The 12,742-nt window shown below is 36.0% G+C and carries 14 protein-coding genes; 8 read left to right on the forward strand and 6 right to left on the reverse strand.

What is annotated here, in order from left to right:
• The first annotated feature begins 5 nt into the window (after positions 1-5).
• Entirely contained in the window at positions 6-1,151 is a 1,146-nt protein-coding gene (locus tag FJR11_RS01720) for an amino acid ABC transporter permease (protein ID WP_168501999.1), read from the forward strand.
• 61 nt (positions 1,152-1,212) lie between these two features.
• Positions 1,213-1,953 carry an amino acid ABC transporter ATP-binding protein gene (locus FJR11_RS01725; protein WP_168502000.1) on the forward strand — a complete coding sequence of 247 codons (741 nt, stop codon included), beginning with the start codon at positions 1,213-1,215 and terminating at the stop codon, positions 1,951-1,953.
• Between the two features lie 100 nt (positions 1,954-2,053).
• On the opposite strand, the gene FJR11_RS01730 is transcribed toward FJR11_RS01725, so the two are convergent.
• From FJR11_RS01730 to FJR11_RS01745, 4 genes are all read right to left on the reverse strand, one after another.
• A complete protein-coding gene (locus FJR11_RS01730; protein WP_168502001.1) occupies positions 2,054-3,103 on the reverse strand; it encodes a WD40 repeat domain-containing protein in 1,050 nt (349 codons plus the stop codon).
• An 86-nt stretch (positions 3,104-3,189) separates the two neighbouring features.
• Complete coding sequence (locus FJR11_RS01735) at positions 3,190-4,161, reverse strand: GTP-binding protein (protein WP_168502002.1); 972 nt, start codon at positions 4,159-4,161, stop codon at positions 3,190-3,192.
• Positions 4,162-4,192: 31 nt separating this feature from the next.
• Positions 4,193-5,101, reverse strand: coding sequence for an alpha/beta fold hydrolase (locus tag FJR11_RS01740; protein WP_168502003.1), 909 nt, complete (start codon positions 5,099-5,101; stop codon positions 4,193-4,195).
• A gap of 60 nt (positions 5,102-5,161) precedes the next feature.
• Positions 5,162-5,596, reverse strand: a complete 435-nt coding sequence (locus FJR11_RS01745) for a SufE family protein (RefSeq protein WP_168502004.1) — start codon at positions 5,594-5,596, stop codon at positions 5,162-5,164.
• A gap of 229 nt (positions 5,597-5,825) precedes the next feature.
• Between FJR11_RS01745 and psaK the strand changes: the two genes are divergently transcribed.
• The 3 genes from psaK to FJR11_RS01760 all read left to right on the forward strand — a co-directional run bounded on the left by psaK (position 5,826) and on the right by FJR11_RS01760 (position 8,435).
• Entirely contained in the window at positions 5,826-6,086 is a 261-nt protein-coding gene (gene psaK / locus FJR11_RS01750; RefSeq protein WP_168502005.1) for a photosystem I reaction center subunit PsaK, read from the forward strand.
• A gap of 511 nt (positions 6,087-6,597) precedes the next feature.
• Positions 6,598-7,944: a protein kinase gene (locus FJR11_RS01755; protein ID WP_168502006.1), complete on the forward strand. Its 1,347-nt coding sequence runs from the start codon at positions 6,598-6,600 to the stop codon at positions 7,942-7,944.
• Positions 7,941-8,435, forward strand: a complete 495-nt coding sequence (locus FJR11_RS01760) for an ureidoglycolate lyase (protein WP_168502007.1) — start codon at positions 7,941-7,943, stop codon at positions 8,433-8,435. The genes FJR11_RS01755 and FJR11_RS01760 overlap by 4 nt, the downstream gene beginning before the upstream one ends.
• 6 nt (positions 8,436-8,441) lie before the next feature.
• Here the strand turns inward: FJR11_RS01760 and FJR11_RS01765 are convergent, their stop codons facing one another.
• The gene (locus FJR11_RS01765; RefSeq protein WP_168502008.1) at positions 8,442-8,882 is read right to left on the reverse strand and encodes an NUDIX hydrolase; all 441 of its coding nucleotides are present in this window, start codon (positions 8,880-8,882) and stop codon (positions 8,442-8,444) included.
• Between the two features lie 240 nt (positions 8,883-9,122).
• On the opposite strand from FJR11_RS01765, the gene FJR11_RS01770 reads away from it, so the two are divergent.
• The gene (locus FJR11_RS01770) at positions 9,123-9,863 is read left to right on the forward strand and encodes a cytochrome c biogenesis protein CcdA (RefSeq protein ID WP_168502009.1); all 741 of its coding nucleotides are present in this window, start codon (positions 9,123-9,125) and stop codon (positions 9,861-9,863) included.
• A gap of 3 nt (positions 9,864-9,866) precedes the next feature.
• Complete coding sequence (locus FJR11_RS01775; protein ID WP_168502010.1) at positions 9,867-11,243, forward strand: cytochrome c biogenesis protein; 1,377 nt, start codon at positions 9,867-9,869, stop codon at positions 11,241-11,243.
• Between the two features lie 57 nt (positions 11,244-11,300).
• Here the strand turns inward: FJR11_RS01775 and hisG are convergent, their stop codons facing one another.
• Positions 11,301-11,945 (reverse strand): ATP phosphoribosyltransferase, encoded by a 645-nt coding sequence (gene hisG / locus FJR11_RS01780; RefSeq protein WP_168502011.1) that lies wholly within the window; start codon positions 11,943-11,945, stop codon positions 11,301-11,303.
• 76 nt (positions 11,946-12,021) lie between these two features.
• Between hisG and rppA the strand changes: the two genes are divergently transcribed.
• Positions 12,022-12,714 carry a two-component system response regulator RppA gene (rppA, locus tag FJR11_RS01785; protein WP_168502012.1) on the forward strand — a complete coding sequence of 231 codons (693 nt, stop codon included), beginning with the start codon at positions 12,022-12,024 and terminating at the stop codon, positions 12,712-12,714.
• Positions 12,715-12,742 lie beyond the last annotated feature (28 nt).

Raw genomic sequence — 12,742 nt, forward strand, 5'->3', positions numbered from 1 at the left:
CTATTATGATTAAATTGACTTGGTTAAGAAAAAATCTTTTTAATAATTGGTACAATAGTCTATTAACTGTTGTTTGCTTTATATTCCTATTTTGGTTAGTTCAAGGATTTGCAATTTGGTTAATTACTAAAGCACAATGGCAAGTAATTCAAGTTAATTTACATTTATTTTTAGTTGGTAGATTTCCCCAAAGTTTATATTGGCGGATTTGGTTTGTTTTGGGAATATCTACAACTTTAACTGCAATTACTGGGGGTGCATTTAGTAAAAAGGCAATATTCACAAACCGCAATTCTCTAATTTCTGCTTTTATTATTGGTATTTCATTCTTTATTTTACCAATGGCATTAACAAGCCGTTTATGGTTATTATTAATTACGGGTTTAATATTTGTAGGTTTGATAATTGGTCAAAAACTTACTAAAATTCTCACACCTTGGCTTTCGCTAATTTGGTTATCATCATTTTTCATAATTATTTGGTTAATTGGTGGTGGTTTAGGATTACAATCTGTATCTACAAATGTATGGAATGGGTTATTACTTACCCTATTAATGGCAATAATTAGTATTGTGCTTTCCTTCCCCATAGGGGTTTTACTCGCATTAGGAAGAACAAGTAATTTACCTGTATTGCGGTGGTTTTCTATTCTTTATATTGAAGTTCTTAGAGGATTACCATTAATTGGGATTCTATTTTTAGCCCAAGTCATGTTACCCTTATTCTTACCAGCAGATTTACGTTTAGATAGATTAATCAGAGGTATTGTGGGACTAATATTATTTAGTGCAGCATACATGGCTGAAAACGTGCGCGGGGGACTACAATCAATTCCCAGAGGACAAATAGAAGCAGCAAAAGCACTAGGATTAAATACACCTTTATTACTCATATTAGTAATATTACCCCAAGCCTTACGCGCAGTTATTCCCGCAATTGTTGGTCAATTTATTGGCTTATTTAAAGATACTTCACTGTTATCATTAGTGGGATTAGTCGAATTAACAGGAATGGCGCGTTCTATCTTAGCACAACCGCAATTTTTAGGAAGGTATGCAGAAGTATATTTATTTATTGGTTTGATTTATTGGGTATTTTGTTATTCCATGTCCTTAGCTGCTAAAAATTTAGAAAAACAATTAATATCGTAGGTTGGGTTGACACAAGGAAACCCAACATTTATAAAATTTCAAACTACACAAAAGGAATATTATGACAGAAACAAAACCGATAATTATTGCAGAAGATGTTCACAAATGGTATGGCAAATTTCATGTTCTCCAAGGTGTAAGTCTAAATGTAGAAAGAGGAGAAGTTGTAGTTTTAATGGGACCATCTGGTTCAGGAAAATCAACCTTTATTAGAACATTTAACGCTTTAGAAGCATATCAACAAGGAATTATTACCATTGACGGAATTACCCTCAGTCATGATTTAAGAAATATTGAAACAATTCGTCGAGAAGTGGGAATGGTATTCCAGCAATTTAACTTATTTCCTCATTTAACAGTTTTGGATAATATTACCTTAGCACCAATATATGTCCGCAAAATGTCCAAAGCAAAAGCGGAAGAATTAGCAATGCAATTATTAGAAAGAGTGGGAATCTTAGCCCAAGCACAAAAATATCCCGGACAATTATCTGGTGGACAACAACAACGAGTAGCCATAGCGCGTGCATTAGCAATGCAACCAAAAATTATGTTATTTGATGAACCCACATCAGCTTTAGATCCAGAAATGGTAAGAGAAGTTTTAGATGTGATGAGAAATTTAGCTAATGACGGAATGACAATGGTAGTTGTTACCCATGAAGTCGGATTTGCGCGAGAAGTTGCTGATAGAGTAGTGCTAATGGATAGCGGTTTATTAGTTGAATCTTCTACCCCAGACACCTTTTTTACTAATCCCAAAGAAGAAAGAACCAGGAAATTTTTATCGCAAATTCTTTAAATAAAAAAATACAAACCCCTAAATATATTTAGAGGAATTTTAATTTCTCTTCTATCTTCTTCTCTTCTTTCTTCGTGTTCTTCGTCCCTTCGTGGTTCATTTAATCAGTATTCTCCGCAAGAGTTGACCAAATAATTAATTCACCTTGTTCACCACCAGCGGCTAATAATCGTCCTTGGGGATGCCAAGATAGGGTAGAAAACCCTGATATATTGTCGGTCAAAATCTGTGATACTTCTTTATTTTCATCCCACAAACATAGCCAACCATCAGCACCAGCAGAAGCAAGAATAAAGCTTTGGGGTGCAAAAGCGATCGCATTAATGATATCCACATGATTGGTTAATATTTGCGCTTCCCAGCCTACAGATTCATCTACCGACTTCTCCCATACTACTATGCCTTCAACGCTGGAAACAGCCAAAAGTGGCGCACCTGTGGGGGTGTTTAGTTCTGACCAAGCTAGGTGACGAATTTTTCCTGGAAAGCCGCGCATTACCCAAGGATCAGAATTTTCCCATTGTAAAACGGTGAGAGTCCGATCCATATTTCCTGATGCTAAATATTCACCATTACCAGACCAAGCCATTGCTGTACTGACGGTGGACATGGAAAGGATAAATGGTTCTTCATCCCAATCTTGAGTAGACCAAATTTTTACGCCTTTATATCCGTTAATAGCCAAATATTTGCCATCTTTCCGCCAATCAATTCCCGAAATTGAGGAATCATGAAAATTCAGAGTGGTAATAACTTCTAATGTCTCTGCATCCCAAATTTGCACATAACGTCCTAAACTAAATGCTAGTTGGTTATCAGTAGGACTCCATGCTAATTGATCAACCCAAACAGGGGCATTTTCTAAAGTGCTAATTAATTGATTTTTACACCAAATTTTTACTTTTCCATCTTGTCCACCAATGGCTAAATATTTACCATCATGGGAAAAAGCTAGACAATTGATGGCTTTATCTGTCGCGGTTTGTAAGGTTGTTAATTCGCTATTATCCCATAAAATAACTTCTCCAGCAGCAGAAGTAGCTGCCAGTATGTCACCTTGAGAAGACCAAGCTAAAGCGGTGACATAATCTGTCAATTTTGTTGAATAGTGTTTTGTAAATTCTGGAGATGTAATCGTTGTTAGGTTCATGGTTTTTATATTTTCTTTTTAGTTAGTTCCAGATCCCCGACTTCTTGAATAAGTTGGGGATCTAATTTAATTAATTTGTAATTTGTCTAACTCATACAAGCAAAGAAATCTTGTTTTAATTTGGCTTCATCTAAATTTCTACCAATAAATACAAGTTCATTTTTACGAGTTTCATTTACTTTCCAAGGTCTATCGGCTTTACCTTCAAATATCATGTGTACTCCTTGGAAAACAAAACGATCATCTGAATCTTGAATATTTAGAATCCCTTTCATTCTGAAAATATCTGTACCTTGATTTCTGAGTAATTCTGACATCCAGGTATTGATTTTTTCACCATTTACAGAACCTTCTGCAACTATAGCTACAGAATGAACACTTTCATCATGAACATGGGCATCTTCTCCTAAGAAATTAGGATCAATTTCTAAAGCATGAGCTAAATCAAATGCTTGAACTCCTAATAAAGCTGACATTGCTAATTCGGAATTATGGGTGCGGTGAATTTTTGCCATGGCATTCATTGACCGAATGCGAGTTTCTAATTCATCTAAAACTTCTGCTGTTACCAAATCAGTTTTATTTAATAAAATCACATCAGCAAAAGCAATTTGTTCTTGGGCTTCGTCCGCTTCCCAGTGTTGCCAAATATGCTTGGCATCAACAACTGTTACTACTGCATCTAATGACAATTGATTTTGTAGATCCTCATCCACAAAAAATGTTTGAATTACAGGTGCAGGATCTGCTAATCCTGTGGTTTCAATTACTAAATGATCAAATTTATCACGGCGTTTCATTAAGTTGCCAATGATGCGAATTAAATCACCACGCACTGTACAACAAATACAGCCATTGTTCATTTCAAATATTTCTTCATCTGCATCAATCACCAATTGATTATCAATGCCTACTTCTCCAAATTCGTTCACAATAACAGCGACTTTTTTACCGTGTTCGTAGGTAAGAATGTGATTTAATAGAGTGGTTTTACCCGCGCCTAAATAGCCAGTTAGAACTGTTACTGGTACTGAGTTGAATGTTTCTAAATTAGTCATAATCTCAAAGCAATTTTGATAATCTTGCCTATCATAACCGATTTAAAAATGGTAGTATAGAGTGAAAAACTTCGGCTGGGAATTCTTCATGAAGTCCTAAAGAACCGGGAACTACTACGCTGTCTACTTTTGGTAAAGCTGCTAATGCGTCCATTTCCTGGCGTGATTTGGGAGGACTGGATGCGCCAATAATTGCCATAATAGGTACAAGCAAGGATTTAGCTAGGGAGAGAAATTCAGCTTGAGTATAAAATGTGTCAATATTGCCTGTAACAAAAGCTGCTGAAGCAAATCTAGCCCCTGGTTGTTGGGTGCTGTGCCATTTTTCAGCCATAAAAATGGGTGTTAGTTTGTCCGCATTACTAAAGACGTGACGGCTATACATCCACTTTAAGAATGATGGAATTGTGTTTAGCTTATACAGTGCTTGACCAATAATAGGGAACCTAATTATTCCTCTGATCATGGCTGCTATGGGCTGACCTACACCCATTGTTGGTAAAGGACCACGCCAAGTTGGTGCTATTAATACAATTTTGGAAAATATCTGCGGTTCTTTGAATGCTAGTTGAAGAATATAGCCAGTAGCATGACCAGCAGCAATTACGGAAATTGCCGTATTAAACACAGATTTCACAAAATCCGCCAAAAATTGCTGATATATCACTGGTCTGTAATCTAAACTCAGTCGGGAAGAGTCACCAAACCCAGGCCAGTCTATAACGGTAACTTGAAAATGGGGTGCAAGTAATCTGGCTAATTCTCCCATTTCTCCCCTTGTGGAAACGCTGCTAAAAGCTGGTAGTAGTAAGATTGGTGAACCTTGGCCAATGGTTTCATATACTACTCGTAATTCTTGATTTTCCCATTGCCAAAAATATTCTGCCACCTTACCACCAAATGCACTAGCAGCAGGATTTGTTAATAAATTAGTAGGCATTTGATTAAATTCATAATTAGAAAAAATTTACCCTTTCCCCTTTCCCCAATCCCTAATTTCTTAATTCTCTAACTTACATTCCCAAGCTTTTTTTTGCATAGTTTTAAAAATGTTGTAAAATCCATTAGCACGGGAAGGTGTCAAGCTCACATTTAAGCCAGTTTCTTGAATAAAATCAGGAGTAAGTTGGACTATTTCTGTAGGTGTTGATCCATTTAATCCTTCTATCAATAATGCTAATAATCCCTTAGTTAATTGGGAATCAGAATCACCCTCAAATATCACTTTACCATCTTCTAAAGATGCTGTAACATAAACCTGAGAAACACAACCGGGAACTTTATTTTCTGGGAGTTTACTAGGTTCAGGAAACTCTTGTAACTTTTGAGCATACCATATTAACTGCTCATAGCGTCTTTTCGGTTCTGTAGCCCGTTGAAAGCGTTGGACAATTTTATTGAGTGCGGGTGGTAAGGAATCAAGAGTTGAGGACATGATTAATTCAGAAAATAATTACTCTTATTTTAGCAATTACTAGCCCCTTCGGATACTACCAGTATGACAAAAAACATCAAAAATTTCTATTCAGTACAGTAATTGTTTCGATTGTGAATTAAAAATAACTATTAAAATTTGCTACAAAGTAAGCAATGATATAGATTTTTATTGGTCAATATTTAGATGATATTCTCAAGCATCCAAAAAATATCAGGAGTAAAATTAGATGTTAACTTCAATCTTACTTGCTACAGCGACAACAACACTAGAATGGAGTCCTAATATTGGTATAATTATGATTGTTGCTAATATCTTTGCTATTGTTGTTGGCAAATTTACTATTCAGTATCCTCAATCTCAACCAGAATTACCAGCACCTCAATTTTTTGGTGGTTTTGGTTTACCAGCGGTACTAGCAACTGCTTCCTTTGGGCATATTTTAGGAGCAGGTATTATTTTAGGACTGCATAGTATCGGTAAAATCTAAATTTTGCTCATTGCAAATTAGGGAGAAGAATAAATTTTTCTTCTTCCTTTTTTAGCTACCTAACTTTTTTCTTTTCTTTCTGTTTACTTCCGCTAGTATTAATTATAACTTTACCAAGCAAGTTATTGTAAATTAAATTGGATTGCTATATATCAATAATCAGTTACAGAAAAGACCACAATAGTCAAATAATTGAGAATATTCTTCATACTTTTGAGAGTAGCCTATGATTAATACAGAAATGATATGGCAGTATTTTGATTAAATTCATATTTAAAACCCCTATTTACCGCAAAACAAATATTTATTACTTCTCTAAGCAACCAGGAATCTGTTATGCTACAGAAATTAACTTTGCATAAGCACTAGTTAATTAGGTGGACGTTAGATAACCACAATGTGTAAAGAAAAGTAAAATTGCCCAAAAACTCTTTCCTTTTGCCTTTTGCCTTCTCATCCCAACAATTTTTAACACCAACCTACTTAAACTTTGAATTATTAATTATTAAAAATGTCATCTACAATTACACTCACAATCACACAGGGTAAACTGTCTGGACAACAATATATTTTTGAATCTCGCAGCACTTTTATCATTGGCAGAAACGATGATTGTAATTTGCAAATAGCGCATAATGTTGATATGACAATTTCCCGTTATCACTGCTTACTGGATATTAATCCCCCAGATATTCGGGTGCGAGACCTAGGAAGTCTAAATGGTACTTTTGTCAACGGTAAAAAGATTGGACAAAGACAACGGGAACAACCTGCAAAAGAAGCTATAAAATTAAACTTTCCCGAATATAATTTACAAGATGGTGATGAAATTCAATTAGGTGATATTCTGTTCAAAATTACTGTGGAAGTAAAATCACAATTAAATAAAACACCAGAGTCACCTGTGCAAGAAGAAAATGCTAAACCCAATTTTGTCACCATTGTTAAAAAAATCCTAGATTTAGCTCAAGGTGATAATACCATTGCTCAGGGCATATCTGGCTATAATTTAATTAAAACATTAGGTAAAGGTGCATTTGGAGAAGTATTTTTAGCCAAGCATATTCAAACCAAACAATTGATTGCCCTTAAGGTTATGCTACCTGCGGTTAGTAATCAAAAACAGGGCATAGAAATGTTTCTTTTGGAAACAGGCAATATTAAAATGTTGCAACATCCTAATATTGTCCAATTGTTAGATTATGGCTTTGTAGAAAATACCTTCTTTTTAACAATGGAATATTTGCCAGGAGGTAATGTTTGGGACTTAATGCAAAAATCAGGATGGCGTTTACCAGTTGATATTGCTGTAAATATAACTCTGCAAGTTCTTGACGGTTTAATATATGCCCATGAAGTTGAAATTCCTGGTACTAAATTAGCTACTGGAAGCTTGACTAAAAGCAAGGGTTTAGTTCACCGAGATTTAAAACCAAATAACATTTTTATCAATAACATTAATGATAAAATAGATGTAAAAATAGGAGATTATGGTTTATCTAAAGCATTTGATTTGGCCGGGTTAAGTGGACAAACTTTAACAGGTACAAAGATGGGAACACCTGCATTTATGCCTCGGCAACAGGTGCTAGATTTCCAACACGAATTACCAGAAATTGATATATGGGCAACAGCGGCTTGTTTATATAATATGTTGACGGGATATTTCCCCCGTGATTTTACTGGTGATCCTTGGTTATCGGTTTTGCAACATAATCCTGTTCCTATTCGTAAGCGTCATGATAGTATTCCTAAAAAGTTAGCAGAGGTGATAGATTTAGCTTTAAGGGAAAAACCACAAATTCATTTTCAAACAGCAGCCGAATTTAAACAAGCGTTATTAGATTGTATGTCATGAGTAAATTACCAACAATACAAAAGTTGCCGTCTCAATTGATTACACCGGAAAATTTTCAACCCTATGGACAAGTAATATATGCAAGTGAAGACGGGAAGAATTTTGATCAAGAAGATGCACAGTTAAATTTAGAAAATGGTATTCCCCGTTTTTATATTATGCGGTTGCAGGAAAAAGGACGGAAATTTCACCAAATTACTCGTCATGTCAAATGCACCCAGTGTTTAGGTTCTGTAGATGGTAAAGACTGGTTAATGGCAGTTTGTTCAGCTAATAATGATATTAATGAACCTGTATTATCAGAACTTGCTGTTTTTAAAATTCCGGGAAATTGTTTTATTAAATTAAATCTGGGAACTTGGCACGCAGGACCATATTTTGATCATGATTTTGTAGATTTTTATAATCTAGAATTGAGTGATACAAATGTGGTAGATCATTTCACCCATAATTTTCTTAAAAGTCATAATTTAACCTTTGAGATAATTTAATTAGCCTTAACTAAAAAGTATAGAAATTTCTCCAGATATCATACTTGATGAAGTCTGAATAATTCTTTTTAGTGAAGTTTCTCTAACTAATTCCGCCGCTTGGTTAACCTCTAACCATTTTCTTTCCCTTGCGGCAGCTTCTGGCCAATCTTCTAATATTGTTTCTACGGGTAATAAAAATAAATTGACTTGATAAGTATTCCCCCGTTTTCGATATTTATAATTACCCAATTCTTCAGTTGTGACTCTACCGATAACTCCTGCTTCTTCCCATGCTTCCTTAGCTGCGGAATCATGGGGACTCATACCTTTACAAAGTCCCCCTTTAGGAATTACCCAACCTTGACGTTTACGAGTGGTAATCAATAAAACTTCAACTTTTCCGTCGTTTATCCGATAGGGGATAACTCCAGATTGTTGTAAAACTTTGTTGGTTTTCTGAGTCATGATGGTAGATTCCTTTTCAATGAGTATTTTCGATGTTAAAGGTGTGTTTGATGATGACGTGATACTAAAACAACCTTCAGGATAATTAGCCTAATTGTTGGCAATCTTTACTAGAAATTCAGCAACTTTTTCCAAAAATCCGGGAGTATGATTTGCACTATGGTACTTACTTCTGTCACCTCATCACCCAAAATACGTTAAAATTCAAGCAGAGTAAGCATTTATCACGTAAATATACTCATGCTAGAAACTCTAGAAACCGGAATTTATCAACTTGAGCAATTTGCTAACACCCTTGTTACTGAGCAACTCACCCACCTGAGTTTCGTCAGTATTGCCATTATTTTTGCGGCTGGGTTGCTGACCAGCCTCACCCCCTGTATGCTGTCTATGCTGCCCATTACCATTGGGTATATTGGCGGTTATGAAGCTAAAACTCGCTTACAAGCAGCAGCCCAATCAACTTGGTTTGCCTTGGGATTAGCAACTACACTAGCAGGAATGGGCATCGTAGCAGGTTTAGTTGGTAAAGTCTATGGACAAATAGGCATTGGTTTACCAATTATTGTTAGCATTATCGCTATTATTATGGGACTGAATTTATTAGAAGCATTACCCATACAATTCCCTTCTTTGAATGAAACAAATTGGATTTCTCAAGATTTACCCCCCGCAGTGCGTTCCTACTCTATCGGGTTAACATTTGGGTTGGTTGCTTCCCCTTGTAGCACACCAGTTTTAGCCAGTTTATTAGGTTGGGTCGCTAATACTCAAGATTTAGTTTTAGGTGCTGTTTTACTACTTGCTTATACAGCCGGATATGTAACTCCATTAATTTTAGCAGGTACGTTTACTGCTGCCATTAAAAAACTATTAGAATTGCGCCGTTGGTCTGGTTGGATCAATCCTATTAGCGGTACATTATTAGTAGGCTTTGGCGTTTTCTCCTTACTTTCTCGCATTCATATTGGCAGTTTCTAAGCAATGACTTTAGACAATACAACATCTACAGAATTAAGTTGGTGGTTAATACCTGGTCGGTTTATTCGCCGGGAAATTTTACCTGTATTAACTGATTTACGTTTGGCAATTATCCTCTTATTAGTAATTGCTGTATTTAGTGTAAGTGGTACGGTAATTGAACAGGGACAATTACCTGCATTTTACCAATCTAACTATCCAGAACATCCCGCTTTATTTGGTTTCCTGAGTTGGAAAGTCATTCAAGTAGTTGGGTTAGATCATGTATATCGAACTTGGTGGTTTTTGAGTTTATTAGTTCTCTTTGGAACTAGTTTAACAGCTTGTACCTTTACCCGTCAATTACCAGCCCTCAAAGCTGCTCAAAAGTGGAAATATTACGAAGAAACCCGCAACTTTAATAAATTAGCTTTGAGTGCTGAATTAGAGGGCGTTTCTTTGCTATCAGTTACGCCGATTTTGCAGCAAAAAAGTTATAGAATTTTCCAAGAAAAAGATGATATTCTTTATGCGCGTAAAGGTATAATTGGTAAATTGGGACCCATCATTGTCCACATTGGTATTGTCGCTATTTTGCTGGGGGGAATTTGGGGAGCAATGACGGGATTTATGGCTCAAGAAATGATTTCTAGTGGCGATACATTCCAGGTAAAAAATATTGTTGATGCTGGTGCTTGGTCATCTCAGGATGTGTTGAAAGATTGGTCAGTGCGTGTCAATCGTTTTTGGATTGATTACACACCAACTGGAGGAATTGACCAGTTTTATTCAGATATGTCTGTGTTGAATAATGATGGCAAAGAAGTTAATCATGAAAAGATTTATGTTAACAAACCACTGCGTTATCATGGTGTGGTTTTCTATCAAACAGATTGGGGAATTTCCAGCGTTCGAGTTAAATTAAATAAAAGTCCAATTTTCCAATTACCAATGGCACAATTAGACACCAAAGGTAAGGGTAGACTTTGGGGAACTTGGATACCAACAAAACCAGATTTAAGCGAAGGTGTTTCCTTATTAGCCAAAGATTTGCAAGGCATGGTATTAATTTACGATGCTAAAGGTAAATTAATCAATACCGTTCGTGCCGGAATGTCTATACCTGTGAATGGGGTAAATTTGCAAATTCTTGATGTTATTGGTAGCACTGGGTTACAAATCAAATTTGATCCTGGTATTCCCATTGTTTATACAGGATTTGGTTTACTCATGCTGGGTGTAGTGATGAGTTATTTTTCCCATTCCCAAATTTGGGCTTTACAAAAAGGTGAAACTTTATATATTGGGGGAAAAACTAACCGCGCTCAAGTTGCCTTTGAACAAGAAGTTCTGGCAATTCTAGATCAACTTAGTTCTCTAAGTAAGGTCAAAAAATCCTAAATTTAAGATCCCCGACTTCTTAGAGAAGTAGGGGATTTGACTCTTTATTTGATTTAATTAAACTGTTGCTAAAATATTATTCCGCATTTGTTCAATTAATTGATGTAAATTACCTGTATTTAACCGATAACTTAAAGGATGGACAATTAACCGGGCTGTACTTTCATACAAAGTGGCAATCTCAATTAAACCATTTTCTTTTAAAGTCTTTCCTGTGGAAACTATATCAACAATTGCTTCGGACATTCCCGTAATTGGGCCTAATTCCACAGAACCATACAAAGGGACAATTTCTATCGGTAAATCCAAACCTTGAAAATACTCTCGCGCACAATTTACATATTTAGAAGCAACTCGACCATGGGCTGGTAAATCTAACGGGGATTTGTAGGAACTAGTCGCTTTTACAGCTACAGACATCCGACAATATCCAAATTTTAAATCCACTAATTGGGCAACTTGAGGCTGTTTTTCTCTGAGGACATCGTAACCCACAATTCCCAATTGTGCCTGACCATATTCTACATAAACAGGCACATCTTGCGCTCGAACTAACAGTGCTTTCGCTTGTCCACTGGCATCAGGAATTTGTAATTGGCGGTTTCCCGATTCCAAAAAAGCACTAAAATCTAATCCTACAGATTGTAAGACGCGGAGACTAGGTTTAAGTAGTTCACCTTTTGGTATTGCAACAGTCAACATTGTTTTTTTTAGTGTCCTTAATGTGTTTATAGTTCACTATATTGAGAATATATCTATATTGCCCATTAGGAACAAAATGAAAATTTTATTAGTTGATGATGAAGTCGAACTAACGGACCCTTTGAGTCGTCTATTAACCCGTGAAGGTTACAATGTTGATGCTACTTATGATGGAACAAGTGGCAGCAATTTGGCAGAAATAGGCAGTTATGATTTACTAATTTTAGATTGGATGTTACCGGGAAAAACGGGGTTAGAGATTTGTCAGGAATTACGCCGTCAAGGTAAAACAACTCCTGTACTATTTCTGACAGCAAAAGATACCCTCGATGACCGAGTACAAGGCTTAGACGCTGGTGCTGATGATTATTTAGTCAAACCTTTTGAATTGCGGGAATTACTGGCAAGAGTCCGGGCTTTGTTGCGTCGTGCTGGTACAGAATCCTATCCTAGTACCACAGGAAAGTTAGTTGTAGCTGATTTGGAACTTGATCTAGAAAATCAAATAGCTTATCGTCATGGGAGAATTATTGAACTGTCTCAAAAAGAAAGTCAGTTGTTACAATACTTCATGGAAAATACCGGACAATTACTGACTCATGCTCAAATTTTGCAGCATCTATGGCACAATGAGGAACAACCTAATAGTAATGTTATTGCGGCTTTAATTCGTCTGTTGCGTCGTAAGGTGGAAGTAGGAGGTGAAACGCCAATGATTCACACTGTTTATGGTAAAGGTTATCGTTTTGGATCTGCTGTAATTGAATAAATTTATCATGCTATTTTTCATGGATTTA

Origin of the sequence: Anabaena sp. UHCC 0187 (genome assembly GCF_009712035.1) — a bacterium.
Lineage (GTDB): Bacteria > Cyanobacteriota > Cyanobacteriia > Cyanobacteriales > Nostocaceae > Dolichospermum.

What these genes read in the sequence shown, in the direction of transcription:
- FJR11_RS01720 (WP_168501999.1), top strand. Translation starts at nt 6, where the DNA reads ATGATTAAATTGACTTGGTTAAGAAAAAATCTTTTTAATAATTGGTAC.
- FJR11_RS01725 (WP_168502000.1), top strand. Translation starts at nt 1,213, where the DNA reads ATGACAGAAACAAAACCGATAATTATTGCAGAAGATGTTCACAAATGG.
- FJR11_RS01730 (WP_168502001.1), bottom strand. Translation starts at nt 3,103, where the DNA reads ATGAACCTAACAACGATTACATCTCCAGAATTTACAAAACACTATTCA.
- FJR11_RS01735 (WP_168502002.1), bottom strand. Translation starts at nt 4,161, where the DNA reads ATGACTAATTTAGAAACATTCAACTCAGTACCAGTAACAGTTCTAACT.
- FJR11_RS01740 (WP_168502003.1), bottom strand. Translation starts at nt 5,101, where the DNA reads ATGCCTACTAATTTATTAACAAATCCTGCTGCTAGTGCATTTGGTGGT.
- FJR11_RS01745 (WP_168502004.1), bottom strand. Translation starts at nt 5,596, where the DNA reads ATGTCCTCAACTCTTGATTCCTTACCACCCGCACTCAATAAAATTGTC.
- psaK (WP_168502005.1), top strand. Translation starts at nt 5,826, where the DNA reads ATGTTAACTTCAATCTTACTTGCTACAGCGACAACAACACTAGAATGG.
- FJR11_RS01755 (WP_168502006.1), top strand. Translation starts at nt 6,598, where the DNA reads ATGTCATCTACAATTACACTCACAATCACACAGGGTAAACTGTCTGGA.
- FJR11_RS01760 (WP_168502007.1), top strand. Translation starts at nt 7,941, where the DNA reads ATGAGTAAATTACCAACAATACAAAAGTTGCCGTCTCAATTGATTACA.
- FJR11_RS01765 (WP_168502008.1), bottom strand. Translation starts at nt 8,882, where the DNA reads ATGACTCAGAAAACCAACAAAGTTTTACAACAATCTGGAGTTATCCCC.
- FJR11_RS01770 (WP_168502009.1), top strand. Translation starts at nt 9,123, where the DNA reads ATGCTAGAAACTCTAGAAACCGGAATTTATCAACTTGAGCAATTTGCT.
- FJR11_RS01775 (WP_168502010.1), top strand. Translation starts at nt 9,867, where the DNA reads ATGACTTTAGACAATACAACATCTACAGAATTAAGTTGGTGGTTAATA.
- hisG (WP_168502011.1), bottom strand. Translation starts at nt 11,945, where the DNA reads ATGTTGACTGTTGCAATACCAAAAGGTGAACTACTTAAACCTAGTCTC.
- rppA (WP_168502012.1), top strand. Translation starts at nt 12,022, where the DNA reads ATGAAAATTTTATTAGTTGATGATGAAGTCGAACTAACGGACCCTTTG.